The organism is Pseudomonas sp. NPDC096950 (genome assembly GCF_044762525.1).
Lineage (GTDB): Bacteria > Pseudomonadota > Gammaproteobacteria > Pseudomonadales > Pseudomonadaceae > Aquipseudomonas.
The window spans coordinates 93,668-118,098 of the sequence record NZ_JBIWEL010000012.1 but is presented as its reverse complement, the minus strand read 5'-3'; the positions used below and the strand labels follow the sequence as shown (position 1 = coordinate 118,098).

At 56.6% G+C, this 24,431-nt stretch carries 32 protein-coding genes; 13 read left to right on the top strand and 19 right to left on the bottom strand.

From position 1 onward, the window contains the following. Window positions 1-159: 159 nt before the first annotated feature. The 3 genes from ACIQY3_RS19305 to ACIQY3_RS19295 are packed head-to-tail and all read right to left on the bottom strand — an operon-like array spanning window position 160 to window position 2,370. A complete protein-coding gene (locus ACIQY3_RS19305; protein WP_403022217.1) occupies window positions 160-831 on the bottom strand; it encodes a transcriptional regulator in 672 nt (223 codons plus the stop codon). Window positions 832-863: 32 nt separating this feature from the next. Continuing rightward, window positions 864-1,604 (bottom strand): EAL domain-containing protein, encoded by a 741-nt coding sequence (locus ACIQY3_RS19300; RefSeq protein ID WP_403022215.1) that lies wholly within the window; start codon window positions 1,602-1,604, stop codon window positions 864-866. Between the two features lie 25 nt (window positions 1,605-1,629). Then, window positions 1,630-2,370 (bottom strand): winged helix-turn-helix domain-containing protein, encoded by a 741-nt coding sequence (locus ACIQY3_RS19295; RefSeq protein WP_403022213.1) that lies wholly within the window; start codon window positions 2,368-2,370, stop codon window positions 1,630-1,632. 532 nt (window positions 2,371-2,902) lie between these two features. On the opposite strand from ACIQY3_RS19295, the gene ACIQY3_RS19290 reads away from it, so the two are divergent. Beyond that, complete coding sequence (locus ACIQY3_RS19290; protein ID WP_403022211.1) at window positions 2,903-3,736, top strand: undecaprenyl-diphosphate phosphatase; 834 nt, start codon at window positions 2,903-2,905, stop codon at window positions 3,734-3,736. 23 nt (window positions 3,737-3,759) lie between these two features. Here ACIQY3_RS19290 and dusA read toward each other — a convergent pair whose 3' ends face one another. From dusA to ACIQY3_RS19260, 6 genes are all read right to left on the bottom strand, one after another. Further along, window positions 3,760-4,761, bottom strand: a complete 1,002-nt coding sequence (gene dusA / locus ACIQY3_RS19285) for a tRNA dihydrouridine(20/20a) synthase DusA (RefSeq protein WP_403022209.1) — start codon at window positions 4,759-4,761, stop codon at window positions 3,760-3,762. A gap of 252 nt (window positions 4,762-5,013) precedes the next feature. Beyond that, the gene (locus ACIQY3_RS19280) at window positions 5,014-5,433 is read right to left on the bottom strand and encodes a type II toxin-antitoxin system YafO family toxin (protein ID WP_403022208.1); all 420 of its coding nucleotides are present in this window, start codon (window positions 5,431-5,433) and stop codon (window positions 5,014-5,016) included. Window positions 5,434-5,439: 6 nt separating this feature from the next. Next, the gene (locus tag ACIQY3_RS19275; RefSeq protein WP_403022206.1) at window positions 5,440-5,586 is read right to left on the bottom strand and encodes a hypothetical protein; all 147 of its coding nucleotides are present in this window, start codon (window positions 5,584-5,586) and stop codon (window positions 5,440-5,442) included. A gap of 151 nt (window positions 5,587-5,737) precedes the next feature. Beyond that, a complete protein-coding gene (locus tag ACIQY3_RS19270) occupies window positions 5,738-6,007 on the bottom strand; it encodes a short-chain dehydrogenase (protein ID WP_403022204.1) in 270 nt (89 codons plus the stop codon). A gap of 32 nt (window positions 6,008-6,039) precedes the next feature. Continuing rightward, a complete protein-coding gene (locus tag ACIQY3_RS19265) occupies window positions 6,040-6,435 on the bottom strand; it encodes a hypothetical protein (RefSeq protein WP_403022202.1) in 396 nt (131 codons plus the stop codon). A 30-nt stretch (window positions 6,436-6,465) separates the two neighbouring features. Then, window positions 6,466-7,170, bottom strand: a complete 705-nt coding sequence (locus tag ACIQY3_RS19260) for a murein L,D-transpeptidase catalytic domain family protein (RefSeq protein WP_403022201.1) — start codon at window positions 7,168-7,170, stop codon at window positions 6,466-6,468. Between the two features lie 77 nt (window positions 7,171-7,247). Here ACIQY3_RS19260 and ACIQY3_RS19255 point away from each other — a divergent pair, with 77 nt between their 5' ends. Beyond that, window positions 7,248-8,981, top strand: a complete 1,734-nt coding sequence (locus ACIQY3_RS19255; protein ID WP_403022199.1) for a murein L,D-transpeptidase — start codon at window positions 7,248-7,250, stop codon at window positions 8,979-8,981. A gap of 101 nt (window positions 8,982-9,082) precedes the next feature. On the opposite strand, the gene ACIQY3_RS19250 is transcribed toward ACIQY3_RS19255, so the two are convergent. Further along, a complete protein-coding gene (locus tag ACIQY3_RS19250) occupies window positions 9,083-9,826 on the bottom strand; it encodes an anti-sigma factor family protein (RefSeq protein WP_403022197.1) in 744 nt (247 codons plus the stop codon). Then, the gene (locus ACIQY3_RS19245; RefSeq protein WP_403022195.1) at window positions 9,819-10,331 is read right to left on the bottom strand and encodes a sigma-70 family RNA polymerase sigma factor; all 513 of its coding nucleotides are present in this window, start codon (window positions 10,329-10,331) and stop codon (window positions 9,819-9,821) included. The genes ACIQY3_RS19250 and ACIQY3_RS19245 overlap by 8 nt, the downstream gene beginning before the upstream one ends. A 154-nt stretch (window positions 10,332-10,485) precedes the next feature. Here ACIQY3_RS19245 and ACIQY3_RS19240 point away from each other — a divergent pair, with 154 nt between their 5' ends. Beyond that, window positions 10,486-11,454, top strand: a complete 969-nt coding sequence (locus tag ACIQY3_RS19240) for a metallophosphoesterase family protein (protein ID WP_403022193.1) — start codon at window positions 10,486-10,488, stop codon at window positions 11,452-11,454. A gap of 15 nt (window positions 11,455-11,469) precedes the next feature. Then, the gene (locus ACIQY3_RS19235) at window positions 11,470-11,778 is read left to right on the top strand and encodes a cupredoxin family copper-binding protein (RefSeq protein ID WP_290028232.1); all 309 of its coding nucleotides are present in this window, start codon (window positions 11,470-11,472) and stop codon (window positions 11,776-11,778) included. Between the two features lie 125 nt (window positions 11,779-11,903). On the opposite strand, the gene ACIQY3_RS19230 is transcribed toward ACIQY3_RS19235, so the two are convergent. Beyond that, entirely contained in the window at window positions 11,904-12,389 is a 486-nt protein-coding gene (locus ACIQY3_RS19230) for a hypothetical protein (RefSeq protein WP_403022190.1), read from the bottom strand. Window positions 12,390-12,547: 158 nt separating this feature from the next. On the opposite strand from ACIQY3_RS19230, the gene ACIQY3_RS19225 reads away from it, so the two are divergent. The 4 genes from ACIQY3_RS19225 to ACIQY3_RS19210 all read left to right on the top strand — a co-directional run bounded on the left by ACIQY3_RS19225 (window position 12,548) and on the right by ACIQY3_RS19210 (window position 15,202). Continuing rightward, on the top strand, window positions 12,548-13,213 hold the full coding sequence (locus ACIQY3_RS19225; protein ID WP_403022188.1) for a ribonuclease T2: 666 nt from the start codon (window positions 12,548-12,550) through the stop codon (window positions 13,211-13,213). A gap of 238 nt (window positions 13,214-13,451) precedes the next feature. Then, window positions 13,452-13,949 carry a PAAR domain-containing protein gene (locus tag ACIQY3_RS19220; RefSeq protein ID WP_054054171.1) on the top strand — a complete coding sequence of 166 codons (498 nt, stop codon included), beginning with the start codon at window positions 13,452-13,454 and terminating at the stop codon, window positions 13,947-13,949. A gap of 3 nt (window positions 13,950-13,952) precedes the next feature. Beyond that, the gene (locus ACIQY3_RS19215) at window positions 13,953-14,684 is read left to right on the top strand and encodes an alpha/beta hydrolase (RefSeq protein ID WP_403022186.1); all 732 of its coding nucleotides are present in this window, start codon (window positions 13,953-13,955) and stop codon (window positions 14,682-14,684) included. Further along, window positions 14,681-15,202: a hypothetical protein gene (locus ACIQY3_RS19210; RefSeq protein ID WP_403022184.1), complete on the top strand. Its 522-nt coding sequence runs from the start codon at window positions 14,681-14,683 to the stop codon at window positions 15,200-15,202. The genes ACIQY3_RS19215 and ACIQY3_RS19210 overlap by 4 nt, the downstream gene beginning before the upstream one ends. A gap of 18 nt (window positions 15,203-15,220) precedes the next feature. Here the strand turns inward: ACIQY3_RS19210 and ACIQY3_RS19205 are convergent, their stop codons facing one another. Then, complete coding sequence (locus ACIQY3_RS19205) at window positions 15,221-16,072, bottom strand: LysR substrate-binding domain-containing protein (RefSeq protein WP_403022182.1); 852 nt, start codon at window positions 16,070-16,072, stop codon at window positions 15,221-15,223. Between the two features lie 108 nt (window positions 16,073-16,180). On the opposite strand from ACIQY3_RS19205, the gene ACIQY3_RS19200 reads away from it, so the two are divergent. Together ACIQY3_RS19200 and ACIQY3_RS19195 are read left to right on the top strand one after the other, a co-directional pair. Continuing rightward, on the top strand, window positions 16,181-16,885 hold the full coding sequence (locus ACIQY3_RS19200) for a haloacid dehalogenase type II (RefSeq protein WP_403022180.1): 705 nt from the start codon (window positions 16,181-16,183) through the stop codon (window positions 16,883-16,885). 17 nt (window positions 16,886-16,902) lie between these two features. Continuing rightward, complete coding sequence (locus tag ACIQY3_RS19195) at window positions 16,903-17,670, top strand: aldolase (RefSeq protein WP_403022178.1); 768 nt, start codon at window positions 16,903-16,905, stop codon at window positions 17,668-17,670. Between the two features lie 116 nt (window positions 17,671-17,786). On the opposite strand, the gene ACIQY3_RS19190 is transcribed toward ACIQY3_RS19195, so the two are convergent. Next, entirely contained in the window at window positions 17,787-18,428 is a 642-nt protein-coding gene (locus ACIQY3_RS19190; RefSeq protein ID WP_403022176.1) for an HAD family hydrolase, read from the bottom strand. A 155-nt stretch (window positions 18,429-18,583) separates the two neighbouring features. On the opposite strand from ACIQY3_RS19190, the gene ACIQY3_RS19185 reads away from it, so the two are divergent. Next, window positions 18,584-20,152 carry a diguanylate cyclase gene (locus ACIQY3_RS19185; protein ID WP_403022174.1) on the top strand — a complete coding sequence of 523 codons (1,569 nt, stop codon included), beginning with the start codon at window positions 18,584-18,586 and terminating at the stop codon, window positions 20,150-20,152. A gap of 59 nt (window positions 20,153-20,211) precedes the next feature. Here ACIQY3_RS19185 and ACIQY3_RS19180 read toward each other — a convergent pair whose 3' ends face one another. Next, complete coding sequence (locus ACIQY3_RS19180; protein ID WP_403022172.1) at window positions 20,212-20,526, bottom strand: hypothetical protein; 315 nt, start codon at window positions 20,524-20,526, stop codon at window positions 20,212-20,214. Between the two features lie 182 nt (window positions 20,527-20,708). After that, window positions 20,709-21,296 carry a GNAT family N-acetyltransferase gene (locus ACIQY3_RS19175; RefSeq protein WP_403022170.1) on the bottom strand — a complete coding sequence of 196 codons (588 nt, stop codon included), beginning with the start codon at window positions 21,294-21,296 and terminating at the stop codon, window positions 20,709-20,711. Between the two features lie 129 nt (window positions 21,297-21,425). On the opposite strand from ACIQY3_RS19175, the gene ACIQY3_RS19170 reads away from it, so the two are divergent. Both ACIQY3_RS19170 and ACIQY3_RS19165 read left to right on the top strand, forming a co-directional pair. After that, window positions 21,426-22,220 (top strand): exodeoxyribonuclease III, encoded by a 795-nt coding sequence (locus ACIQY3_RS19170; protein WP_403022168.1) that lies wholly within the window; start codon window positions 21,426-21,428, stop codon window positions 22,218-22,220. Between the two features lie 112 nt (window positions 22,221-22,332). Further along, entirely contained in the window at window positions 22,333-23,169 is an 837-nt protein-coding gene (locus tag ACIQY3_RS19165) for an arylamine N-acetyltransferase (protein ID WP_403022166.1), read from the top strand. 19 nt (window positions 23,170-23,188) lie between these two features. On the opposite strand, the gene ACIQY3_RS19160 is transcribed toward ACIQY3_RS19165, so the two are convergent. Genes ACIQY3_RS19160 through ACIQY3_RS19150 form a run of 3 tightly spaced genes read right to left on the bottom strand, consistent with a single transcriptional unit; the run spans window position 23,189 to window position 24,336 of the window. Next, complete coding sequence (locus ACIQY3_RS19160; protein WP_403022164.1) at window positions 23,189-23,653, bottom strand: DUF4952 domain-containing protein; 465 nt, start codon at window positions 23,651-23,653, stop codon at window positions 23,189-23,191. Between the two features lie 57 nt (window positions 23,654-23,710). Next, complete coding sequence (locus tag ACIQY3_RS19155) at window positions 23,711-24,052, bottom strand: BrnA antitoxin family protein (protein WP_403022162.1); 342 nt, start codon at window positions 24,050-24,052, stop codon at window positions 23,711-23,713. 2 nt (window positions 24,053-24,054) lie between these two features. Beyond that, the gene (locus ACIQY3_RS19150) at window positions 24,055-24,336 is read right to left on the bottom strand and encodes a BrnT family toxin (RefSeq protein WP_403022160.1); all 282 of its coding nucleotides are present in this window, start codon (window positions 24,334-24,336) and stop codon (window positions 24,055-24,057) included. Window positions 24,337-24,431: the final 95 nt, after the last annotated feature.

Sequence of the window (24,431 nt, the reverse complement as noted above, 5' to 3'; positions counted from 1 at the left end):
AGTTCTAACAAGATGGCAAAGTGCCAACTTTTGAGCGCAAAGTGCGTAGTGTTAGAAAAGGTCGAAATTTATGGGGGGAGGTGTTTGGAGCGAGGGGTAACAAACAAAGTGCACTTTTTATTATTGTAATAGCACTGTCACATGTTTGTTCCAAATGGGTCAGGCGTGATGCGCCTCTGATACAACTTCCTGGATCAGGCAATAGCCTCGATTTCTCACCGCACGAAATAATCGCTCACCTTTGCTGGCACTTTTGAACTTGTCCTGCAATCGACTCAGGCACATTTCAAGTCCGCGATATTGTTCCGGTTCCCGGCCGATGCTCAGAATCAGATCATCCCTGCTGACGACACGATCCTCATGATGGAGCATCTTTTTGACGAGGGCCGCTTCCAGTCCAGTGAGGTTGATCTCGACGTTCTCTTTGACCAATACACTTTGATCATCGTCGAGTTGCCAGGCCTCGCTGTAAGCGTCGTTGCCTTCGGTTTCCCGGGGTAATTCACCGAGTTCAGCTTGATTGGATTTGACGACGGGACGCGCCCCGGCTTGCGCCGCCAGCCATTCCGCCTCGAGGGTCGCGAGTATGTTCTGGGTTTCATGTTCGATCGTGTGGGCGACATTTTTCCTTGTCCCACTGGGGTAGGTGAACTCCATCAGCACAGGGGCGGAAGAGGGCGGGGCAACACCTTCGATAAACATTTGTGCCTGGGATGTACCAAACGAGTTGAAGCGCTCGCTGGACAGTATGGTTTCGAGCTCACGCTGGGAAGTTATGCTGTGAGTCACGACAACAAAATATTTTCTGGGGAGGGTTGTACTTATTTCCACGTCGCTCTCCTAAAGTAGTCACCAAAGTTTGGTTAAAGATGATCGGCAGGGGAGTAATAGCTCCCTTGGAAGTAATCAAAGGGCAGCGCCCGGGCCAATGAATGGCTCTCGATATGCTCTACTCGATCGGCAATAAAAGAAATCTTGTTGTTGTGGGTCAGTGCCACCATGCGGTCATGGAGTCGATTGAAAAACTCAGGATCACTATTGAGTTTCAAACACAGGTCCAGGGAAGAAATCGATACCTTGATGTAGTTGAACAGATTCAGAGTACTGAAGCGTGTTAGTGCTTCCCTTTGGATGTTGTAGTCATCCAACGCGATTTCTATACCATGATCTTTCAAGTGATACATATGATAAATAATGTTTTTTTTATATTTGGAATCCACTTCCCAGAATGGTCGACCCTTGAGTGACACGACCAATGTGTGGCCGAAATCGCGCAGGTTGTCGCCAGCCTGGATCAGCTCGTTGGTCAGCGCAAACCTAGCAAGGCCCAGTTCAGACAGGCTGAGGATCGTTCGGTTCAGATATTTTTCCGGGTTGTGCGAGCGGCGCTCCTTCAGGGAGAAGGGCTCCCGGTGCATGTGCACCCATGGGTCGCTGTAGCGCTCACACAATTGACCCGCCTGCGTCGTCCACGACGACGTAGCGGGAGGGGGGCTCGTACTTATTTCACTGGCAAACGGGCGATCATCACGTGACAGGATCAGTTGTCGGGTGAGATAGCGATACGGGGCCTTTGCGGGGGAAATACCTCCAGTCGCATTCATGCAACAACTCCTTTCCATAGGTAAATCAGGCGGTCGAGATCAGACCCCTCATCAAACGGTATCCATACCCGCGAATGCTTTGAATGGCATTGGTGCCATACATGCCTTTGATTTTTCCGCGAAGACGACTGATGGACTTCTCCAAAGCCCTGGGGTCATAAAAATTGGTGTTCAGCCCCATGATTCTGGCGATTTCATCGTGGCTTAATATGTGGTTACTGGTTTGCGCGAATGCCTCCAGAATTTTCATTTCTGCAAACGAAATCTCCAGCTTCTTGCGAGTGCCCATCAGGCATATACGCGTAGGATCCAGCACCAGGTTGACGTCTCGTTGCCACTCTTCACTGCTGAAGAACTCGGACAGAAGCGCAGTGCTTTCGTCGGACAATGTATTCATCTTGATGCAGCAATCGGCGCCAGCAAGATAAAACTTCATCTTGTTGTAGGTGCCTCGGCCCGTGATAACAGCGCATATGATTGGATTCAAGTTGGTAGAGCGAAGGTTTTCCACCAACGCCAGGCTCTCATCGAGTGCATGAGGGCTGTCAATAATGATGAAGATAGCCCGATACAAATCCGGGTGCTCATTCTTCTTATGTAAATTAGTGTAAGCGCTAGCATCAAGAGCTATATCTGATTGCACGTGCCTTGCGACTAACGCTCTAAAATTTTCGGCCACGCTGCGGGTACGGCCCAAGGTGAGAACACCGTGTTCCTCATTTGTCGCGCGCTGGCTTCTAGTCGCTAATTTCCCTGTAAGCATCATGCTTTTTGACTCGAATGGGTGCTGACATCAGGATGTTAAAGCACCGGTTCTCATCTGTGACTGACAATTGGTAACATTCAAAACGCATTTTCAGGCGTTGCGAGCGAGTTTTCTAACATAAACAATCTTTTAATTGCTTCTTGCGGTGAGCTGAACTAACGAAATGGCGTCCCAGCATGATGGCCATATGCAATAGTGCCACTATTTTTAGCGGATGGCGATTCGTATTTGCCTCTAAAAGGCCATCACGTTCTTGAGTGGTGATTACGGGGGATTGGCCCCCAAATATGATGAATATGTGTGCCGCGTCACATTTTGCCCGGGGCGGGATTCACGTCTCTACAGCGGCGTTTTCGCTAGTTCGTTAGACGGACGATTACTAACAATTCTTGAGGCTGTGGTTTGATAGGACTTATTATCCGTCGAAGCTTTTCATTGTTTAGTGGGCAATAAGTGTGTGTCTGCTGTGTAGTTGTTTAATATCTTGATGCAGTTGATGGGCATTCAATAGGGATGGCCTGGCGGAGGATTGATGGAGTTTTGGACGTTTATACAAGTGCTGGTGTTAGGCGCAGTAGAAGGGCTGACAGAGTTCTTGCCTATTTCCAGTACGGGTCACCAGATCATTGTTGCGGACTTGTTGGAGTTCGGTGGCGAACGCGCCATGGCGTTTAATATTATTATTCAGCTGGGTGCCATTCTGGCCGTTGTCTGGGAGTTTAGGCCTAAAATATTCGAGATCGTCAAAGGCTTGCCAACCCAACGCAATGCTCAACGTTTCACGTTTAACTTGTTTATTGGTTTTCTTCCCGCTGTTGTATTAGGTGTGTTATTTGCCGATAAGATTCATGAGTACCTGTTTAATCCGATTACCGTCGCTGTCGCTTTGGTAGTGGGCGGGATCGTCATGTTGTGGGCAGAGCAGCGGGAGCATGTTGTGCATGTCGAACATGTGGATGACATGCGCTGGCCAGATGCGTTGAAGGTAGGTTTCGCGCAATGCCTGGCGATGATCCCGGGCACTTCCCGCTCGGGCTCGACCATCATCGGCGGATTGCTGTTTGGACTGTCGCGCAAGGCCGCGACCGAATACTCATTTTTTCTGGCGATGCCCACGATGGTCGGCGCCGCCGTGTATTCCGGCTACAAGTACCGCGAACTGTTCCAGGCCAGCGACCTGCCCGTATTCGCCCTGGGTTTTGTCACCGCGTTCATCTTTGCGATGATCGCCGTGCGCGGCTTGCTCAAGTTCATTGCCAGCCACAGTTACGCGGTATTCGCCTGGTATCGGATTGCCTTCGGCTTATTGATTCTGGCGACTTGGCTATTTGGCTGGGTGAACTGGATGGCCGCCGCAGCGGCCTGACCGTCCTTAATAGAAGGGAGGGGTTAGCGCCCCTCAAGCAACTCCGCCGCTTGATCCAGCAACACCAAAGGCTCTTTCGCCTTGTGAATATCCACCGACAACAACTGCCGAAACTTGCGCGCCCCCGGAAACCCGGTGCCCAGCCCCAGCACATGTCGGGTGATATGGTGCATCGAACCGCCGGCATCGATGTGCGCCGCAATATAAGGCCGCAACTGCGCCAGCGCCTCGGCCCGAGTAATCACCGGCGCCGTGCTGCCGAACAGTTGCTGATCCACCTCAGCCATCACATAAGGATTGTGATACGCCTCGCGACCCAGCATCACACCGTCAAACGTCTGCAGATGCTCGTGACACGCCTCCAGGGTTTTGATCCCGCCGTTGAGAATAATCTCCAGCTCCGGAAAATCCTTCTTCAACTGCGCCGCCACGTCATAGCGCAGCGGCGGAATGTCCCGATTCTCCTTCGGCGACAACCCCTCCAGAATCGCAATCCGCGCATGCACCGTAAAACTCGTGCACCCCGCATCCCGAACCGTACCGACGAAATCACACAACTGCGCGTAACTGTCCCGCCCGTTAATCCCGATCCGATGTTTCACCGTCACCGGAATCGACACCGCATCCCGCATCGCCTTCACACAATCCGCCACCAACTGCGGATGCCCCATCAACACCGCGCCGATCATATTGTTCTGAACACGATCGCTTGGGCAGCCGACGTTCAGGTTTACCTCGTCGTAACCGTGCTCCTGGGCCATGCGGGCGCAAGCGGCCAGGTCGAGCGGGACGCTGCCGCCTAGTTGAAGGGCTAGCGGGTGTTCGGCTTCGTTGTGACGGAGGAAACGGTCGTGATCGCCGTTCAGAAGCGCGCCGGTGGTGACCATCTCGGTGTAGAGGAGGGCGTTTTTGGAGAGTAGGCGTAGGAAAAAGCGGCAGTGCCTATCAGTCCAATCCATCATCGGCGCGACGGAGAAGCGGCGAGAGAGTGGGGCAGGTGTTGGTGTCGCGGTGATTGGGGGCATTGGCGGTTCTGGAGTGCGGGGCTGGGAGGTGGGGAGTTTATCAGGATTGGGGGTGTGGGGCTTGGGTGAGCCTTGAGCGCCAACGCGTGTGGCTTAGATGAGCCCGGTTCTTTGGCCTTATGGAGCTCTCATGTAGCGCTCGGACTTTGCCGCGGCGTTAAAAATGGGACTCCAAAGATAGAGGGTATTTATTTTGGACGCAGTGCCTAGACATAAATGAAACCCGGCAAAATCCCGGGTTTTTTGGACGCTTCAAAGGTCATCCAGATCGGGGAAGTTGATCCTGCCCATAATCCAGGGCTCTACGACCTCACTACGCATCGAACGTAAAAACGAACCCCATTCCTTTCGATTGTGGGCATCGGGCCCTGTCACCGTGAGCAACAGATATTCATCTCTAAAGTCGTCGTAAGCATAAATCAGCCAAAAGTCGTTATCAGGATCATCCACCGATGCTGTGCGGTAATACTGACGGCTGATGTTTGCCCAACGCTTTTGTATTTCCGTTGAGCCGGCAAGGTGGATGTGATGCATATCGCTCAGGTCCAGCCTCTCATCCCTGCCAAAAATCGCAGGCAGATCACCGAACAATTTGTAGTTGTAGAACTGCGCAGCAATTGTTTCCCAGTGTTTTATTTTTTGAAAGACTGCAGCAATTTTGACTGCTGGCATCCAGACCTACTTTGTAATAGGAAGCGTGCCAGTGATCACAAACGCATCGAACACTTTCTGCCCCTCACGTGCAGCTTCCCGAACATCCAGAAACGTCAGTTCTTTATGGATGACTTTTCTGCGGGGCTTGTCGGTTTTTTTAGTGGTGGCCATCGGAGCCTCCGAAGGTTGTGTATTCATACTGACCAGCTTATGTGATTGGTGTTATCCGGGCAAACCGCAGGGCGGAACACGGGGCTGTTTTCTGTTGCTGCCTTATTAAGGCGAAAGGGGCGTCCACGAATGGTGCCCCCCATACGTAACGTCAAGCCGGTTCAGCATCCATCCGTCGTGCAATCACATCCAGCACATCGCAACCATCGCGCAACGGCACACAACACAGCAGCGCGAAGTCGCTCAGAATCACGGTGTCACTGGTGAGGTCCCCGCGCATCGCGAGGTTTTCCAGAAGCTGCGTCACGGCTCGAATTCTGTAGCTGGCGGTGCTGAGCAGTGAATGCAAAGGTTGTGTGGTGTTTACAAATAGGCTCGGCAGGTCGTCGGCGTTGCTGGTTAAAGCCATGTATTCGTTCATATGAAGCTCCATTAGTTTGAAAGAGCTACTACTCAATCGTCGCCAAACGACTGGGTGGTAGCCGTACGCGGGTTGGCGAACCGGGCAATGGAGAAACCGGCAGACCCTGAGGTCTCCCGCGCACAGCCACCATAAAACAGGCAGCCAAGTGCGTTCTGAAGCGCTTCGAAAATGATCAAAGTTTTCAGTTCAATTGCCATCGAGTCGCCAAACCCGACACGCCATTTGGGCGTCGGAATGACTATAGGCCTCGTGACAAAAGCGCTGCAATGCTCAAGTGTACGGACAGTTCCGAGTCTCGTGTAGGACATTGCTCTTTTGAACACTTTCTCTTTTTTTTGGGAAAATGATCGATGTTGAAGCCGCTGGTTGTGAACGTTGTAACGAAAAAGGGCGACCTTCAAGGCCGCCCATTTTTTAGCATTCAACTATGTGCCATAGACCCTCGACCCACCTACTCACCGAGTAGTCTTCAACCCCGAAACCCCCGCCATCGTCCCACTCCCACAATTAACAAACGAAGAAGTCTTCAACCACCGTTGATCGGGATAATAAGAAAACAACAACTGCCCATCCTTCATCGAATCAATCAACCGATGCGCAATCGCCGGCCGTACCGCTGGGCATCCCAGGCTGCGACCAATTCGCCCATTAATCTTTGCCAGTTTCGGGCTGACATACGGCGCGCCGTGAATCACGATCGCCCGATCAAACGCATTGTCGTTAAATCCGGGTTCCAAGCCTTCCATCCTCAACGAATAGCCGTTTTGCCCGACATAACTTGACTGGGTGCGGTATAAGCCAAGGCTGGTGGCGAAGCTTTCGTTCTGGTTGGAGAAGTTGACGGCCATGTTTTCGCCGCTGTTGCGGCCATGGGCGACGAGTTCATGAAACAGCAATTTGCGCTTCTTTAAATCGAACACCCACAGGCGTTGTTCAGTCGAAGGCAGGGAGTAATCGATGACGGCGAGTCTTTGCACGGGGGCTTTGCCCTGGGCGATGCTGCATTGGGTGGCGCGTACGGCCAGGCCAATGACGTTGGCGTTAGCACCGGGGGCCGCTTTGGCGAGGGCGGCGGCGAGCGAATCGGCGTAGGCTAGCGGTATTGACGCAACCGTCAGTAGCAGGGCCGAGCATAGAAAGCCAAAGCGGTTTAGCGCCATAGAGATGTCTCATTAAGTTATTTCGAGTTTAGCAGGGCAAACGACAAGTGCTGAACGCACGAGATTAAGGATTATCCATGAGGCAACTATCAAGGTTATTCGTCATAAGCCATGTCTTTTTTATGGGCTTTCTGATCAGCGGCACGGCCTTCGCTGAAACTTCGCCGATCGCGCCGGAAAATCCGTCGATCAGCATGATCGAGGCGATACCCGACGATAACGTCGCCCAGGAGATTCACGCGGTGTTGGAGCCGATGATCTCGGCGTTTCCGCCGCTGCAAACTCGTCCACGCCATCAGCGCATCGACGTTAACCGCGTGGTCCTGGATTTCTATACCCATCGCCAGTTCCGGGCGGCCTGGACCAACCCTGATGATGTCGCGCAACTGCTGAAAAGCCTCAACGACACGCAAATCGATGGTCTGGAGCCCGCAGATTTTCGCGGCGATGATTTGGCCATGGCCCAGGCGTCGATGCAGAACACGGCGCCAACCCCCGCACAACAAGCGGCCTTCGACCTCGCGGCCACCCGCACTTACCTCACGGCATTGCTGCAATTGCGCCGGGGTAAGGTCGATCCTACGCGGCTGGACATGCACTGGAATTTCGACATTACCGGTGCCGATCCACGGGACGATGTGAATAACTTTTTCATCGCGCTGGACACCCATGATGTCGCCCGCGCCTTTGCCCAGGCGCCGCCGCAAGAGGCGGTTTACGTCGGTTTGCGGGAAGCCTTGGCGCAGTTGCGCAAGATTCGCGATCGCGGCGGCTGGCCGAAAATTACCGAAGGGCAATCGCTCAAGCCCGGAATGGACGGCCCCGCTGTGGCGCAGTTGCGCGCGCGTTTGGCGGCGGTTGGTTATCTGGACTCGAAGCACAGCAAAAATAATGAATACGACGATGCAGTGATCGCCGCCGTGAAAAAGTACCAGACCGAGCAGTATTTGGGCGCGGACGGCGTAGCCGGGGCGACGACCCTCGCGGCGTTGAACGTGCCGGTGCAAGCGCGTATCGATCAGGTGCGGGTCAACATGGAGCGCGCGCGCTGGCTGCTTTATAAACTGCAAGGAACGTTCGTGATTGTCGATATCGCCGGGTACAAGGTCGCGCTGTATCGCGATGGCCTGCCGGTCTGGCGTTCCCGGGTGCAGGTGGGTAAACCGTTTCGCAGCACGCCGATCTTCCAGGCCGAGATTACTTACGTCACGTTCAACCCGACCTGGACCGTGCCGCCAACGATTTTGAAAGAAGATGTATTGCCGAAGATTCTGAGTAACCCGAATTACCTTAGCGCCAACCGGATTCGTCCGCTGGATCGGGAAGGGAATGTGCTCGATCCGGCGACCATCGACTGGAGCCACCCGCAGGGCATCACTTTGCGTCAGGATGCGGGGCCGGAAAACTCGTTGGGCCAAGTGGTTATCCGCTTCCCGAATGACTACGCGATTTACCTGCACGACACGCCGCACCGCGACTTGTTTGCGAAGAACGTCCGCGCCACCAGCTCGGGCTGTATCCGGGTGGAGAATCCGTTGCAATTGGTGGAGTTGCTGTTTAACGATCCGGTGCGCTGGAACAGCGCCGGGATTCAAAAGCAATTGGCTAACGGCAAGACCGAGAACATTCGCTTGCCGGTGAAAGTACCGGTGTTGTTGGCGTATTGGACGGTGGATATGGGCAGCAATGGGCGGGTGGCGTTTAAGCCCGATGTGTATGGCTATGATAATCCGGTGTTGAAGGCGTTGAATTTGCCGGCGAAGTTACCGGCGCTGGATTTGCAGGCTGCGGCGGGGCAAGTAAGGCCGTAACTCTTGCGTAGGAGCTGCCGAAGGCTGCGATCTTTTGATTTTAAAGATCAAGATCAAAAGATCGCAGCCTTCGGCAGCTCCTACGGGGAGAGTGATTCGCCTCAGGCGCCATTCCTGAGCAACTGACCCAGCGCCTCAAGCTCACTTTTCTCAACATCTGAAACCATTACGAACCGCATGTGATCCGCTTCCCACGACACCACGTTGAAACCACGGATCGACCGCGTCAGCGGTGGCTTATCCGCGTCGGTCGTCGGCAGGATAAAGACGTTAATGATATGTTTCGCCCGCCCGTAAGTTAGCGCTGCGGTCGTCTGATTCTGCAGATAATCCAGCCGCCCACCCAACAACGGAAACCCTTGCGCCGCGTAATCGAAAACCGGTGGCGAGAAGTCCAGTTTGCCGGTGAACCAAGGCTTCACCGTGTGACGGTCGGACGACACCACATCATTCAAATGCTCGCCCATCAATGAGCGAACATGGCTCGACACCGCCTCATCCATCAGCGGTTGTTCACTGCCGGGCGTTGCCACGAATAGCACCACCGCCAAGGCCAGTGCCGCCGCTGAAAAGGCGGGAGCGAACCAATTTCGCCAGCGCTCCACCTTGCTGATCCTGGGGGCGACAGGGGCAAATACACTGGCAGTCAACGACGCCGGCGCCGTGAAATACGGAGCATGCCGCTTCACACTCACCGTCAATAACCGCGCCTCTTCCAGCAATCGCGCGCACTCGGCACAGCCGGCCAGATGATCCGCGACATTCGCAGCCATTGCCGTGTCCAGTTCCTTGTCCAGATAGCCATGAACCAGCGTCTGGCAAGCCGTGCAGTCGAGTTTATTCATGATCGTGCATCTTCTGTAATTCGAGCTTGAGCATGGCGCGGGCCCGGGCCAGTCTCGACATGACGGTGCCGATGGGGATGTCGGCCACCAGGGCGATGTCCCTGTAGGGCAAGTCTTCAAGTTCCTTCAGAACAATCACCTCACGAAAAATCGGCGGCAGGGCACACAAGGCTTGCTGGATCAGCACCGCGTTTTCCGTGTGGATGGCCAGCAGTTCCGGGGTTTGGCTGTGGCTCAGCGTCGGTTCGTCGTCGGTGAGTTCATCGCCGATGGCGACCCAGCGGTGGCCGGCCGCAGCCTTGAGCCAGGTGTAGCTTTCGTTACGCACGATGGTCAGGAACCAGGCCTTTGGATTGCCATCGGCGAAGCGGTGCAAAAACCGAAAGGCGCGCAGCGCACTGTCCTGCACGACATCGCGCGCGGCGCTGTCGTTACCGGTGAGCCAGCGCGCGAGGTTATAGGCCGCGTCCATGTGGGGCGCAAACAGTTCCTCAAATCGCTTCATAGTGTTTCCCGCACCGTCCCACTCCTGTAACTGTGATTCACGGTGTTTTATTCCCGGGGAAAAATATATTTTTCGACGCGGAATAAAGACTCGTCCTACTCGGTTGTACCTCGTGTCAGCTACTTCACTGTAGTCCGCCAACGAGGGCAAACCGATGGACATTCAATCAAAACATCAACGACGTACCGATGGTCCGCTGAGTCTCGACCGTCGAACGCTGCTCAAGTGCTCGGCTTGGGCCGGGGCCGGCGTGCTCTGGGCCTTGAGCGGCGGCGTTCCCCGGGCCTTTGCGCTGGACAGTTCCGGCAACGTCACCGACCCCAAGGCATTGGCCAGCACCTTCCATTTTGTGCAGATCAGCGACTCGCACATCGGCTTCAACAAAGAGGCCAATCCGGAGCCTGTGAAGACCTTGCAAGTGGCCATCGACAAGGTCATCGCTCTGCCGAAACGGCCGGCGCTGATCCTGCACACCGGCGACATCACCCACCTGTCCAAAGCCGAAGAGTTCGACACCGCCGCGCAACTGCTCAAGGGCCTGCCGTCCACCGTGCACTACGTGCCGGGCGAGCATGACACCCTTGACGAGGGCGGCGGCAAGCTCTATCTCGAGCGTTACGGCAAGGGCACCAAAGGCAATGGCTGGTACAGCTTCGATGATCACGGCGTGCATTTCATCGCGCTGGTGAACGTCTTCAACTTCCAGGCCGGCCGTGAAGCGAACCTGGGCGCCGATCAACTCGCCTGGCTGGCCGACGACCTTCGCGCCGTGAGCACCAGCACGCCGATCGTGGTGTTCACCCACATTCCGTTGTGGACGATTTATCAGCCGTGGGGCTGGGGCACCGAGGACGGCGACCAGGCGATTGCCATGCTGCGCAAGTACGGTTCGGTGACGGTGTTGAACGGGCATATCCACCAGGTTATCCAGAAGGTCGAAGGCAACATCACCTTCCACACCGCTCGTGGCACGGCTTATCCACAACCTGCACCGGGCACGGCGCCGTCACCGGGGCCGATGACAGTGGCGGCGGATCAGCTGCGCAATTATCTGGGGGTCACCGATGTGCGGGCGACACAGGGCGAGCATCCGCTGGCGCTGATCGATTCGACACTGGTTTAAGGGGAGGGCGCGAAGATGAAAAAGCTATTGCTGACGATGGTGTGCCTGATGCTGTCGATGCCGGTGTGGGCTCAGGACGTGAAAATCGATATCAAGGAATTCATGTTCGGGCCCAAGGATATGACCGTGGCCGTCGGGACCAAAGTGACGTGGGTGAACGATGACCAGATCCCGCATACCGTGGCGGAAACCCACAAAGTGTTTCGCTCGGGGGCGCTGGATACCAATGACAGCTTTTCCTACGTGTTCAACACGCCGGGGGAGTTTGAATATTTCTGCGCGCTGCATCCGCAGATGATCGGGAAGATTGTGGTGAGCCAGTGAAATAACCACCGATCTCCTGTGGGAGCGGGCTTGCTCGCGAAAGCTCTGTATCAGTCAACACATGGGGCGACTGACACTCTGCCTTCGCGAGCAAGCCCGCTCCCACAAGGGGGAAGTGTTGTGATCTAGAGATCCAGCCCTTCCTGAATCACCGACAGCAGATTCACCTCAGTCAACGCCACCGCATCTGGTTGTTGCCCGGATTGTTCGATCGACTGCAACCACCACTGGGTTTCGCCGTGTTCGCCGACAGTGCGCAGCAACGGAATCTCTTTGCCCTTGAGGTGAATCTCGACCCGGCCTTCTCCGTCAGCCGTGAAGCGCACGATCGGCACGAAAGTGATGCTGTGGTGATTGCCTTCAATCACCAATTGGTCGATGGAGTAGGCGTAAGTGGCGCCTTCAGGATGGCGCTCGAAAACATGGGTGGGGTTGCGCCGGATGCTCAGGCCAGCCTCGAGCAGCGGCTTCAGCCACGCTTCGATCTGGTGATACATTGCGTACACTTCGCCCGGCCAACTGTCGATCGCCTGATCGGTGCCGAGGGTTGCGTCGACGCCGGAATGCCGGGTTTCTCTCAGTTTTGCGGCGAGCTCGTCTGCCTTACTCATGTCGATTCCCTGTCGTGATGTAAGAGTGATCATAGCGTTATCAAGGTAATGCACGTTTTGCCTTGCGTCATGCGATTGAAACACCCGCATGGCAAAACAACCCCTGGCCGATCATCGGCCAAGGACTCAACCAATCATCATTCCCAAGGAGTGGGTATATGAAAAAGTTTTACGCAGCCATCGCGATCCTCGCGATTACGTTCGGCAACATCGGGCTGAGCAGTGCCCGGCAATCACACCAAGGCAAAGCGCCAGTCGAGTCGGTGGCAGGAGTATTCGATTACTACCTGCTGACGCTGTCCTGGTCGCCGACCTTCTGCCTGACCCACAAAGACGACGTGCAATGTTCCGGCAAAGGCTACGGCTTTGTGCTCCACGGCCTCTGGCCGCAATACGCCAAGGGCGGCTGGCCGGAGTCGTGCCCGCCGATGGTAGCGTTGTCACCGGCCGAACGCACGCAAGGGCTGACGCTGTTTCCGACGCCGAAGTTGCTTGAGCATGAATGGTCGAAACACGGTACTTGCAGCGGTCTCGGTGCGACGGGTTATCTGGATGCGGCGGACAAAGCCGTTGCTGCCGTGAAAGTCCCCGAGCAACTTCAACCTTTCAGCGGCACGCATTACTTCACGGCGCAGAAAATCAGTGACCTGTTCCGCGAGAGCAACCCCGGGATTCCGGCGGACGGTATTGCTGTGCTGTGCAGTGGCCCGGAGTTGTCGGAAGTGCGGGTGTGCATGGGCAAGGACCTGGAGTTTGGTGCGTGCGGGAAGGGCGTGAAAACCCAGTGCCGGGCGGGAGATATCCGGGTTCCGCCGTCGCGCTGATCTCGCCTAATTAAAACGCAAAACCTGTAGGAGCGGGCTTGCTCGCGAAAGCGGTATGTCAGCCAACATTGCTGTCGATTGATATGGCCTCTTCGCGAGCCAGCCCGCTCCCACAGGATTGCGCTGGTTCACATCCTGCGACGATCTCTGTACTCGGCATTTGAACAAATCCGCCACTTCCCTCATCCTTGCGCGCTTATTCAATGGATTGTCTGAAAAGCCTGCTAGGAGCTTGTGCATGAGCGGAAAACCCGCCGCCCGCCTCACCGACCCCACCGCTTGCCCGCTACCGGGACACGGCACCAACCCCATCGCCAGCGGTTCGCCCAATGTGAACTTCGATGGCCTGGCCGCTGCGCGCATGACCGACAAATCGGCCTGCGGCAGCCCGATCACTGGCGGCGTCTCCGCCACGGTGTTTATCAACGGCTTGAACGCAGCAACCCTCGACAGCGTGGGTGGCCACGGCAATGTGGTCATTGGCGGCTCGGGCACGGTGATTATTGGCGATACCGTTGTTTCTGCCCCGTTCACCGGGCTATTGCCGATGCCGGTCAACTTCACCGACAAGTTGAAACTGGTAAACGCGACGACCGGCGAGCCGATGCCGAATCATCCATACATGATTCAGCGTGCGGATGGGCGGCAAGAGCATGGCGTATCTGACGCGTCGGGATTCACCCACACGATCAGCTCGCACCTTCCTGAAAGCATCAAGTTGTTTTTGGAGGAGTGAGGTATGGCGAGTGAAACGGTTACGTGTGCGAAAGGCAATACGTATAAGCAGCAAAGTGAACATACGCTGACGGACAAGAAGGATGTCAGCGAGAAGACTGTGCCGATTGAGAGTACCAAGGCGATAGTGTTTTTTATTGGCGGGGCGGGGGATAAGGAGAAATATTATTTTTCCGGCCCTTTTGAAAATGTCAAAGAAGCTAAGCTGAAATTCGATAATAAACTTGAATGCCTGATGGCTGAAGGGAAATACACGTCAGAATGGCTGGGGTATAACGAGGTTCGCGGTAAGAAAGATATACAGAAGAATGTATTAAACATAATTCCATATAAGTCATGCCCTATTTATATAGTCGGGCATAGCCTGGGAGGGTGGAACGGTGCCCACCTGACGACGATCATGACTGGGTGGGGTTACAAGATAAAGATGCTGGTGACACTTGATCCTGTGGGAGAGGGGGCTCTAGTTTGGCTGGGGTCAGATATTTATATGGACCCTCCAGTTCCGACCGCAGAGCGGTGGCTTAATGTGAAAGCGACTCCCTCTAAGCCGAATGATTCAGACAGTGTGGCGGATTTTGGCGAAAAATGGATCATTGGCAGTGGTCCTGCAATTAATGTGAATATGGATACAAATCATGCTAACGCGAATGCGATGTTTACTCGGCCTGTCATAGGTACGCAGTCTGTTGGCGATCTAGTGCATGAATCCATTATGAAAGAGCTCGCAAAGTGAAAGTTATAATTCTGCTAATGCTTGCGATGATGTGTTCGGCTTGCGCAAAGGATCACAATATACCTTCGGCAAGTTTGAGCTATGCGTCTGTTGTAAGGAACACGAGTAAAATTACTTATGGCATTAGTTTTGGTTCGGATACGAATATCCTAGACCTTTATGGGCAGGGGATGAGAGAGGGTGCATCCTCAACAATTTTTAATTGTGCATTGGGTGCGGATCAGGATTTTTCCAAGGGTCATAGTATTCAGCTTACGGCGATCGGAGCAATCGATGTTGACGAATCTAACCGGGCTGCCGGCAGGTTTAACTATGTAAGCAATGTTTTTTTATATGAAACCAATGATCGCGGTAGTCTGGCGAGGAATTTGTCTATCAAAGAATTAAATAGTCTTTTGTCAGATAAGAAAAATATCCCCTGCAAAGTCGTCATTACCGCCTACGGCTACAAACCCTACTACTCAAACACGCTGAACATACCTACTGCTGATCTCCTGCGTGAAATCAACAAGCCCTGAAAACCCGGAGGCGCGATTTCAACCCCGCGCCTCCCCACTCAACGCCTCCTTCAAAAACGCCACCAACCCCCGCTGCAACCCGGTCAACGTGCCCTCACGACTCACCAACGCCAACTCCGATGCCGGCAACTCAGGCAAATCCGTACACACCGTATGCTCCGGCAGCACTGCCGACTCCGGCAACACGGAAACCCCCAATCCCGAAGCCACCGCCGCCTGAATCCCGGTCAAGCTATGGCTGCCAAAAGCTACGCGCCATGGCCGCTGAGCCTTATCCAGTAAGCGAGTCGCGCGCTGCCGGTAAATACACCCTTGGGGAAACAACGCCAACGGCAACACCCCGTTGGCCGAATCCACTCCCGCACCTTTCACCCACACCAACACCTCCGGCCAGGACGCCCAGCACGGTCCGCTGTCCGGTTCGCGTTTGATCAGGGCGATATCGATGTCACCGGCATCGAGTTTCTGCTTGAGGTCGAGGCTCATGCCGCTGATGGTTTCCAGTCGTGCCTGCGGTCTTGCCTGGCTGAAGCCGGCGAGCAGCATTGCCATGCGTCGGGCGTCGAAGTCTTCCGGTACGCCGAGGCGCAGGATCTCCAGATCGACGTCGCTGGCCAGGGCCTGCACCGCCTCCGAAGACAGCGCCAGCAAGCGCCGGGCGTAACCAATCAACCGTTCGCCATGTTCGGTGACGCTGACGTTCTGCCCGGTGCGGTCGCGGATCAGCAATGGGTGACCGATCAGCTCTTCCAGTTTGCGCAGTTGCTGGCTGACCGTGGACTGGGTCCGGTGCACGCGCTCGGCGGCGCGGGTGAAGCTGCCTTCGTCGACCACGCAGACGAAGCTCTTGAGCAATTCAAGATCGAGCATGGCGGGCCTCCTGATATTCGATTTTCAACTGAGATTGCGGTATAGATTTAATTTCACACTATCACCAAGCGCTCATAAGCTGAAGCTCTCATCTCAGAGGATCTTCCCATGACGCTCCAGCACACCCCGCGCCCCGAGTGGTTGACCTTCGATTGCTACGGCACGTTGATCCAGTGGGACGAAGGCCTGAAAGCCGTGGTTGCCGAGATTTTGCGTGACAAGGGCGATCACTCCGTCGATGTCGATCGCCTGATCGCGGTGTACGACCGCCATGAACATCGGCTGGAGCAGATTCCGCCGCACCGTTCGTTTCGCCAATTGAGCACCCAGGGTTTGCAACTTGCCCTGGAAGAATTGGGGCTGGCGAGTCTTCCCGAAGACAGTCAGCGGCTGGCGGGGGCGATTCCACGGATGCCGCCGTTTCCCGAGGTGATCGAGACGCTGGCGCAGTTGAAGGCCATGGGCTTCAAACTGTGCATCGTGTCCAACACCGATGACGACATCATCGCCGGCAACGTCGCGCAGCTTGGCGGGCATATCGATCGGGTCATCACCGCGCAACAGGCCGGCGCCTACAAGCCGAATCCGCGGTTGTTTGACTACGCTCATGAACAGCTTGGCGTACGGCGTGATCAGGTGGTGCATATCTGCGCCAGTCCGACCCTGGACCACACCGCCGCCCGGGACATGCAATTCCGCTGCGTCTGGATTGATCGCGGCACCGGTCGGCAATTGCTGCCGGACTATCGCCCCGACGCGATCCTGGGCACGCTGGATCAGGTCGTGCCGTTATTCACTTCCCTTGGCTGGTAACTCACGGAGTCGACGCTATGGCCCATACCCTTGCAGGCAGTTCCCGCCCGGCGCGCTACGCCAATCTGGATCTGGATTCGGAGGCTGCCATCACCGCCCGCACGGAACTGGCGGCGTGCTTTCAACTGGCGGCGTTGTACGGTTTGGAGGAGGGCATCTGCAACCACTTTTCGGCCATGGTGCCGGGGCGTGATGACCTGTTTTTTGTGAACCCCTATGGCTACGCGTTCGCCGAGGTCAGCGCCGAAAATCTATTGGTCTGCGACTTCCACGGCAATGTCGTGGCCGGCGAAGGGCAGCCCGAGGCGACTGCGTTCTACATCCATGCGCGGCTGCATAAACAACTGCCGCGAGTGCGGGTGGCGTTTCACACCCATATGCCGAATGCCACGGCGCTGTGTTTGCTGCAAGGCCCACCGCTGCTGTGGCTGGGGCAGACTGCATTGAAGTTTTACGGGCGCACCGCGGTGGACGAGGATTACAACGGTCTGGCCCTCGATGAATCTGAAGGCGACCGGATTGCCAGTGTGATGGGTGATGCCGATATCTTGTTCTTGAAAAATCACGGTGTGATCGTTGCCGGGCCGACCATCGCCGAGGCCTGGGATGATCTGTATTACCTGGAGCGTGCCGCCCAGGTGCAGTTGCTGGCGATGGCGACCCAGCGCGAGCTCAAGCCTGTGCCCCATGAGATTGCACAGCGGGCGTATGAGCAGATGAGATTGGGGGATGCCGAGAGTGCGCGGGCGCATTTGCGCAGTGCGATGCGGCGGTTGGCCCGGTAGGTTTTGCGGTGACTGTGCGGGCCTCTTCGCGAGCAAGCCATCTCCCACATTGGATTTGTGAACGCCACAGATCCAATGTGGGAGCGGGCTTGCTCGCGAATGCGGTATCCCCAATCTCAGCCCGCTCGAACCGGTAACCCCAGCGCCACCAAATCCCTACGCAATTGCGCGGCATCGAAGAACTGGATCGCATGAAACCCTTCGCGCTGCGCCCCATCGATGTTTGGCCGGTGATCATCAATGAACACCGCCCGACGGCAATCAACGTCATAACGTGATGCCAGCAGCTGGAAAATCTCCGGCGACGGCTTGATCACGCCTTCGGCGCCCGACACCAGAATCCCTTCGAAGCGCTGCAAGAATTCAAAACGCTCAAGGGCAATCGGGAAGGTTTCGGCGGACCAGTTGGTCAGCGCCAGCAGCCGGATGCCGTTGGCGTGCAGTTCATCAAGAATGGTCACGGTTTCTTCGATGGCACCGTCCAGGGTTTCTTCCCAGCGTTCGCGGTAAGCGCGAATAAGCGCTTCCTGCTCAGGATGCCGGGCGATGGCTTCCTCGGTCGCTTCCTGCCAGGTCCGGCCTTTGTCCTGTTGTTCGTTCCAGGCGGTGTTGCAGACCTCCGACAGGAAGGTTTCCATCGCCTCTACGTCGTCACCGAACAATTTTTTGTAAAGGTTTCTGGGGTTCCAGCGGATAAGTACATTGCCGAGATCGAAAACGGCGGTGTTGATGGCGGCGGGGTGAGATTGAACACTCATGTTTTCCTCCATGGGTAAACCTGCGAGGCAGGTCCTGAGGCCTTGGATCCTAGCAGATCGGGTTTTCCATTGGCTCCAGACAACCCCGTAGACTAAGCTCACAAAAAATAAGGGCTTTGGGCCTTCGCCCATGCCGTGCCCTCCAGGAAACACCTTTGCCTATCCCCATTCACGACTCGCACCACGCCCCCGGCGCCCTGAAACGCTTGCCTCTGCTCAAGGCCTCGGCGTTTTTTATCGCGGCGGTGTGCCTGTGCCTGTGTGGCTTGCTGTACCTGCAATTGGAGCAGTCTCGGCGCCATGACCTTGCACTGGCAGAAGTCGCGTCGTCGAACCTCACCCGGGCCATGGCGCAGCAGGCTGAAGACACGTTCATGAAAGCCGATCTGGTACTGACCAGCCTGGCCGACTGGATTCAGGCCGACGGTTACGATACGACCCAGCAGCCGCGCCTGCATAAAACTTTCATCCAGCGGGTGCAGGCCCTGCATCAATTGCACGGGATTTTCCTGTTCGACAAGCAGGGCCAGTGGGTGGTGACTTCATTCCAGGACTTGCCCCGGGGCTCGGGCGTGTCGGATCGCGAATACTTCAAGTTCCACCAGCAAAACGTCTCGTCCCTGGCGCACATCGGTCCGGCGATCCGCAGTCGTGAGAACGGCGAGTGGATCATTCCGGTGACCAAGCGCGTCAACGACAAGGACGGCAACTTCCAGGGTGTGTTGCTGGCCGGCATCAAGATGGCGTACTTCGATCAGTTCTTCAAAAGCTTCAGCATCGATGAGCAGGGTTCGATGTTTTTGGCGCTCACGGATGGCACGTTGCTGGCGCGGCGACCGTTTGTGGAATCGCAGATCGGCACGTCGCTGGCCCAGGGCGCGATTTTCCAGAGGCACTTGCCCAGCGCCAATTCCGGCAACGCGATGATCAGCTCGGTGGTCGATGGCACGGTACGGTTGTATGGCTACCGTCAGTTGGAAGCCTATCCCTTGGTGGTGTCGGCGGCGTCCTCGAAGGACGCGATTCTCCAGGACTGGTACGCCACGGCGTTTCAATCCAGCGTCATTGTGGCCTTGGTGGTGTTGGGCGTAGGACTGTTCGGCTGGGTGTTCATTCACCAGGTGCGCGACGGTGGGCGAATCGAAGCCGATCTGCGCCAGGCCCAGGAAGCGCTGGAGCTGATCGCCACCCATGACAGCCTGACCGGCCTGGCCAACCGGCGCCTGTTCGAGCGGGCGCTGGACATCGAGTTCGGTCGCGGTTCCCGACAGGCGAGCCCGCTGAGTCTGGTGATGCTCGATATCGATTTCTTCAAGCGCTACAACGACACCTACGGTCATGTGGCAGGGGATCATTGCCTGGCGGAAGTGGCGCGAGCGCTGAAGAGTTGCTGTCATCGCAAGGCAGATCTGGCAGTGCGCTATGGCGGTGAAGAGTTCGCGGTACTGCTGCCGGACACCGACATTCATGGTGCGTTAGTGATTGCCGAGCAGATTCGCCGTAGCGTCATGGACAAAAACATCACCCACAGCGGCTCGCCCACCGGGTACGTGACCGTCAGCCTGGGTTGTTATTCATTTGTGCCCTCCGGACGGGACAGCGTCGAAGTCTTCATCCAGCGCGCAGACGCCGCGCTGTATCAGGCCAAACACTCCGGCCGAAACCGTTCGGCGGTGCTGTCGATGGAGGGCGGCGTCGAGGCATTGTTGCGTTCGGATCGCTGAGTCGGTGAACAGGCAGGCGCTGATCCCGACCTTCGGCATCAGAAGCTGCCTTTACGCGTTCAGCTGCCCGTGCCACCGCCAGCTCCACCCGTCCCGCCACCGGGCGCCCCGGTGCCACCGCCCGCGCCGGAACCGCTGGTCCCGCCATTGCTACCATTCACGCCCGAGCCTGTGCTCGAAGAGTTAGTGCCGTTATTGGTTTCTTTACCGCCGGACGGCGCGCCGGGTGTGCTGTTGGGTGGCAGCGTCGAGCCGCTGACTCCACCCGACTTGGTGCCCGTGGCGTCAGGTGAATCGTCGGCGGAATAGGCGACCATCGGCGCGGCGCACAGCAAGCCCGCCAGCAGCAATGAGGTGATTTTTGTCGTGATCATGGTACGTCTCCAGAATTGAGTCGTTACCTGATATTGGTGTTCGTGGAGGCGCGGTTGGTGCCGGCAAGATGACGAATGGCTGTGGGAGCGGGCTTGCTCGCGAAAGCGGTGTATCAGGCTCATCAATGCCGGATGTACCGACGCTTTCGCGAGCAAGCCCGCTCCCACAGTGAGTTGTGGTGTTAGTGAGGGTTGTAATCGGCCAGTTTCTTTTCCAGATGCTGCCGAACCTGCGGCCACTCATCATCGATGATGCTGAACCGCACCGAGTTGCGCTTGCGCCCGTCCGGCATGATCCGTTCGTGGCGCACGATGCCTTCCTGCTGCGCGCCGAGCCTGAGGATCGCGTTGCGTGACTTCTGGTTATTTTCGTCGGTGGTGAATTGCACGCGCACGCAATCGAGCGTTTCAAAAGCGTGGCGCAGCATCAGGTATTTGGCTTCGGTGTTGACGAAGGTTTTCTGCCAACTGGCGCCGATCCAACTGCTACCGATTTCGAGCTTGCGATTGAGCCGGTCGACTTTCCAGAAGCGTGTCGAACCGATGACCTTGCCGGTGTCCTTGAGCACGATAACGAATGGCAGGACGGTGCCGGCATCGCGGCCATCGAGGGCTCTTTTCAGGTAGCTGTCGACGGTGGTCGAGGAGGGCACGACGGTGACGGTCAGGTTCCACAGTTCACCGTCGCCGGCCGCCGCGACCAGCGCATCGGCATCGGTGTATTGCAAGGGGCGCAGGATGATTCTGTGGCCTTCGAGGCTGGTTTGCATGGGGCGCTATTCTCGGCAAATCGGGCAGGGCGTTGAATGCCTATTACGCCGCACATTGCTTTGTCGGCGCAACCACCAGAACGGGCCGGTGTCACAACCTGGACACCTCGCCGCCAGGAGCCTTGGCCGATGAAGAATCTGCGAATCGCGACGTTCAACGTCAATGGCCTGCGGGCCCGTCTGCCCAACCTGCTGGCCTGGCTGGCGCGAGAACAACCGGACATCGTTTGCCTGCAGGAACTCAAGTCCCTCGACAGTGCGTTCCCGGCCGCCGAACTGGAAGCTGCCGGCTACGGCGCGATCTGGCAGGGCCAGCCCTCCTGGAACGGTGTAGCGATTCTGGCCCGGGATGCGCAGCCACTGGAGAGCCGTCGCGGTTTGCCCGGTGACGATGGCGACACCCAGAGCCGCTACCTTGAAGCCGCGGTGCACGGGGTTTTGGTGGGGTGTCTGTACTTGCCCAACGGCAACCCGCAACCGGGCCCGAAGTTCGAATACAAACTGGCCTGGTTCGAACGGTTGATCAGTTATGCACAGGCGCTTCAAGTCAGCGAACATCCGGTGGTCCTGGCCGGCGACTACAACGTGGTGCCCACCGACCTCGACATCTACAACACACGCTCGTGGCTCAAGGACGCGTTGCTGCAACCCGAGAGCCGTGAGTGTTATCAGCGATTGCTGGACCAGGGCTGGACCGATTCCTTGCGTCATCTTTATCCGGAAGATCGTCTCTACACGTTCTGGGATTATTTCCGACAGCACTGGCAGAAGAATTCCGGGTTGCGCATCGACCATCTGCTGTTGAATCCGGCGCTGAGTCCGTATCTGCAAGAGGCCGGTGTTGATGCCTGGGTGCGCAACGAGCCCCATGCCAGTGACCATGCTCCGACCTGGATCCGACTGGGGGCGCGCAAACGCCGTTGATTTTGGCGCGGCTGACGATTGGCTAAATCAATTGTCGGTCAAACCGCTTTATCCCTTATATATGGCGCCCATCGGCGGAGCGATCCGCGGCCCCGCGCATAAGGACTGAGCAATGAGCGAGCCACGCCTCAAGAATCTGAATCTGTATTTGCAACGCCTGGGTTTCAGCACGCCTCCCGCGCCCACGCTGGAAACCCTGCGTCAACTTCAACTGCGCCATACCGGTGCATTTCCGTTCGAGAATCTCACGACGTTGTCGGGCGAGCCGGTGCTCATCGACTTGCCGTCCGTGGAGGATAAAGCCCTGCACCAAGGGCGCGGCGGTTACTGCTATGAACTGAACAACCTGTTCCTCGCCTTGCTGCAGGAACTGGGCTTTGATGCTCGCGGTATCAGCGGCCGTGTGGTCATGGGCCAGCCCGAAGGGGCGTGGACGGCGCGCACCCACCGCTTGAGCCTGGTGATCCTGGACGGCGTGCGCTACATCACCGACGTTGGCTTCGGCGGCATGGTGCCCACCGCACCTCTGCTGCTCGATAGCACCGACGAACAGCCCACCCCCCACGAACCCTATCGCATCGAACAACATGTCGACGGTTACACCCTTCGCGCGAAGGTCGGGGATGAGTGGCGGGGGATGTATATCTTCGACCTGCAACGCCAGGAAGACATCGATTACACCGTCGGCAACTGGTACGTCTCGACCCATCCTGATTCGTCGTTTGTCAAACAGCTGATGGTGGCGCGTACCGGGGAAGGGTGGCGGCGCACATTGAACAACGGCAGCTTTGCAATTCATCGGATCGGCAGCGAAAGCGAACGGCGCCAAGTGACGGATGTGGATGAGTTGATCGGGCTGCTGGAAGGCGAGTTCGGGATTCGGGTGCCGGTGAATGCTCGGTTGCGGCAGGTGCTTGAGCGCTTGATTGAGCCCAAGGAACAGTCCTGACCGAGTCGCAGGGCAGCGTTCAGGGATCCTCCGCATACGCATCGACGCTGATGTAAAAGTAGTCGATGGCTGGCCAGGATTTTCGATCGTGGACCAGCGTCTCTCCTGAACCCATCCCGATGAAGTAACCAATGTCGGTCTGCTTGTCTCGATAGAAATGCGCCGTCGATTCCCATACGCAACACACTCGCTTGAGGGCAGGCAGGCCAAATTGTTGCTTGAGGTAGTGTTCAGCTTTAGCGGCGTTGGCGCCCGACACTTGGTAGCGGGCCGAGAACGGCTGTCCCTGGCGATCAACTGACTGCTCGCAACCCTGAAACTCGATGAGCGCGGGCTTGTTGCCAAGCTTTGCCAAGAAATCATCACAGGCGAGTTCAGCTCTGGCGCTGCCGGCGAACACCATTAGCAGCATCGCAAGAAGCCTGAAAAGAGATGGCTGTTTCACTGAATTCTCCCGCAGCAGATCGCCATTACCGTAGCTCATTTTTCTTTTTGATCACCGCCCTGGAGCCTGTCCAGGGCGACGTATCGGGGCTGTTGCCTAGGGCCGGACATCCGGCTCCATCACCCGATGGATTTCGCTGAGGGCGTCTGCGAGTTTTTTCTCCAGGCATTTCAGATCGGTCGCCGTTACGCCTTTTTTGAGATGGCCGCCCCTGACACCGCTGTGTGGGTCGTCCTTCGCCGTTGGCCCCTTATCGCTGAGCAGCGCCTGGCGCAACGTGTTGTTGATCACCGTTTGATACCCAAAGCCCTCGTTCTCCGCGAGCGTGCGAGCTGCCTCGATAACGGCGTCATCCAGCATGATGGTAATGCGGGTCTTGCCTTTGCTGGAGGCAATCGCCCCGCGCTTGGCGTTACTGAAGTCGTACTCGTCTTTCATGGTCATGCCTCCCTGTATTGGCGGCGCTCGTTTCTGGTGGCGATGCGCGCGGAAATAATTCGAACGATATTCGGGTCGCGGCAGGTGTAGGCAACCACCAGCACACGTCCTTTGGCATCCTGGCCCATGGTGATCCATCGTTGTTCATCGTGATCGAGGTCCTGCAACGTCAGCGCTCGCTCGTCATCAAATACTGGCTCGGTTTCTGCAAGGCTGACGCCTCTATGCTTGAGTTTGTTGGCTGCATTTTTTGCTTTGTCATACTGAATTGCGAATGGCTTCATTATGCATACTTTATATGTATAAAAAAGAGGGCATCCGTGCCGGCGGTCGCCATGAAGGCAAAAGATTAGCGGGGGGAGGGGGATATGCAGGGATG

What these genes read in the sequence shown, in the direction of transcription:
- ACIQY3_RS19300 (WP_403022215.1), bottom strand. Translation starts at nt 1,604, where the DNA reads ATGAATGCGACTGGAGGTATTTCCCCCGCAAAGGCCCCGTATCGCTAT.
- ACIQY3_RS19295 (WP_403022213.1), bottom strand. Translation starts at nt 2,370, where the DNA reads ATGATGCTTACAGGGAAATTAGCGACTAGAAGCCAGCGCGCGACAAAT.
- ACIQY3_RS19290 (WP_403022211.1), top strand. Translation starts at nt 2,903, where the DNA reads ATGGAGTTTTGGACGTTTATACAAGTGCTGGTGTTAGGCGCAGTAGAA.
- dusA (WP_403022209.1), bottom strand. Translation starts at nt 4,761, where the DNA reads ATGCCCCCAATCACCGCGACACCAACACCTGCCCCACTCTCTCGCCGC.
- ACIQY3_RS19280 (WP_403022208.1), bottom strand. Translation starts at nt 5,433, where the DNA reads ATGCCAGCAGTCAAAATTGCTGCAGTCTTTCAAAAAATAAAACACTGG.
- ACIQY3_RS19275 (WP_403022206.1), bottom strand. Translation starts at nt 5,586, where the DNA reads ATGGCCACCACTAAAAAAACCGACAAGCCCCGCAGAAAAGTCATCCAT.
- ACIQY3_RS19270 (WP_403022204.1), bottom strand. Translation starts at nt 6,007, where the DNA reads ATGAACGAATACATGGCTTTAACCAGCAACGCCGACGACCTGCCGAGC.
- ACIQY3_RS19260 (WP_403022201.1), bottom strand. Translation starts at nt 7,170, where the DNA reads ATGGCGCTAAACCGCTTTGGCTTTCTATGCTCGGCCCTGCTACTGACG.
- ACIQY3_RS19255 (WP_403022199.1), top strand. Translation starts at nt 7,248, where the DNA reads ATGAGGCAACTATCAAGGTTATTCGTCATAAGCCATGTCTTTTTTATG.
- ACIQY3_RS19250 (WP_403022197.1), bottom strand. Translation starts at nt 9,826, where the DNA reads ATGAATAAACTCGACTGCACGGCTTGCCAGACGCTGGTTCATGGCTAT.
- ACIQY3_RS19245 (WP_403022195.1), bottom strand. Translation starts at nt 10,331, where the DNA reads ATGAAGCGATTTGAGGAACTGTTTGCGCCCCACATGGACGCGGCCTAT.
- ACIQY3_RS19240 (WP_403022193.1), top strand. Translation starts at nt 10,486, where the DNA reads ATGGACATTCAATCAAAACATCAACGACGTACCGATGGTCCGCTGAGT.
- ACIQY3_RS19235 (WP_290028232.1), top strand. Translation starts at nt 11,470, where the DNA reads ATGAAAAAGCTATTGCTGACGATGGTGTGCCTGATGCTGTCGATGCCG.
- ACIQY3_RS19230 (WP_403022190.1), bottom strand. Translation starts at nt 12,389, where the DNA reads ATGAGTAAGGCAGACGAGCTCGCCGCAAAACTGAGAGAAACCCGGCAT.
- ACIQY3_RS19225 (WP_403022188.1), top strand. Translation starts at nt 12,548, where the DNA reads ATGAAAAAGTTTTACGCAGCCATCGCGATCCTCGCGATTACGTTCGGC.
- ACIQY3_RS19220 (WP_054054171.1), top strand. Translation starts at nt 13,452, where the DNA reads ATGAGCGGAAAACCCGCCGCCCGCCTCACCGACCCCACCGCTTGCCCG.
- ACIQY3_RS19215 (WP_403022186.1), top strand. Translation starts at nt 13,953, where the DNA reads ATGGCGAGTGAAACGGTTACGTGTGCGAAAGGCAATACGTATAAGCAG.
- ACIQY3_RS19205 (WP_403022182.1), bottom strand. Translation starts at nt 16,072, where the DNA reads ATGCTCGATCTTGAATTGCTCAAGAGCTTCGTCTGCGTGGTCGACGAA.
- ACIQY3_RS19200 (WP_403022180.1), top strand. Translation starts at nt 16,181, where the DNA reads ATGACGCTCCAGCACACCCCGCGCCCCGAGTGGTTGACCTTCGATTGC.
- ACIQY3_RS19195 (WP_403022178.1), top strand. Translation starts at nt 16,903, where the DNA reads ATGGCCCATACCCTTGCAGGCAGTTCCCGCCCGGCGCGCTACGCCAAT.
- ACIQY3_RS19190 (WP_403022176.1), bottom strand. Translation starts at nt 18,428, where the DNA reads ATGAGTGTTCAATCTCACCCCGCCGCCATCAACACCGCCGTTTTCGAT.
- ACIQY3_RS19180 (WP_403022172.1), bottom strand. Translation starts at nt 20,526, where the DNA reads ATGATCACGACAAAAATCACCTCATTGCTGCTGGCGGGCTTGCTGTGC.
- ACIQY3_RS19175 (WP_403022170.1), bottom strand. Translation starts at nt 21,296, where the DNA reads ATGCAAACCAGCCTCGAAGGCCACAGAATCATCCTGCGCCCCTTGCAA.
- ACIQY3_RS19170 (WP_403022168.1), top strand. Translation starts at nt 21,426, where the DNA reads ATGAAGAATCTGCGAATCGCGACGTTCAACGTCAATGGCCTGCGGGCC.
- ACIQY3_RS19165 (WP_403022166.1), top strand. Translation starts at nt 22,333, where the DNA reads ATGAGCGAGCCACGCCTCAAGAATCTGAATCTGTATTTGCAACGCCTG.
- ACIQY3_RS19160 (WP_403022164.1), bottom strand. Translation starts at nt 23,653, where the DNA reads ATGAGCTACGGTAATGGCGATCTGCTGCGGGAGAATTCAGTGAAACAG.
- ACIQY3_RS19155 (WP_403022162.1), bottom strand. Translation starts at nt 24,052, where the DNA reads ATGAAAGACGAGTACGACTTCAGTAACGCCAAGCGCGGGGCGATTGCC.
- ACIQY3_RS19150 (WP_403022160.1), bottom strand. Translation starts at nt 24,336, where the DNA reads ATGAAGCCATTCGCAATTCAGTATGACAAAGCAAAAAATGCAGCCAAC.